General features: G+C 40.5%; 1 protein-coding gene. It reads right to left on the bottom strand.

What is annotated here, in order from left to right; translation table 11 throughout:
- Window positions 1–205, bottom strand: a 205-nt coding sequence (spoVG, locus tag QP997_RS09825) for a septation regulator SpoVG (protein ID WP_502870461.1), incomplete at its 3' end; no start/stop codon positions are given.
- Window positions 206–262: the final 57 nt, after the last annotated feature.

Raw genomic sequence — 262 nt, 5'->3', positions numbered from 1 at the left:
CGCCTAAACGATGATACTCTGTTAAAACCGCATCTTGAATTTTAGAGCGTGTACCAGAATTAATTGGATGTGCAATGTCACGGAACTCTCCATCTGGAGTACGTTTACTTGGCATTGCTACAAATAATCCATTATTACCATCAATTACACGAATATCATGAACAACAAATTCATGGTCTAGAGTAATAGAGGCAATTGCTCTCATGCGGCCTTCTGTGTTTACGCGGCGTAATCTTACGTCAGTCACTTCCATCTTGTGTTC

Origin of the sequence: Corynebacterium sp. MSK039, assembly GCF_030232315.1 — a bacterium.
Taxonomy (GTDB): Bacteria; Actinomycetota; Actinomycetes; order Mycobacteriales; family Mycobacteriaceae; genus Corynebacterium.
Note: the sequence above shows the minus strand (reverse complement) of the source record. Positions and strands in the feature narration are given on the sequence as shown.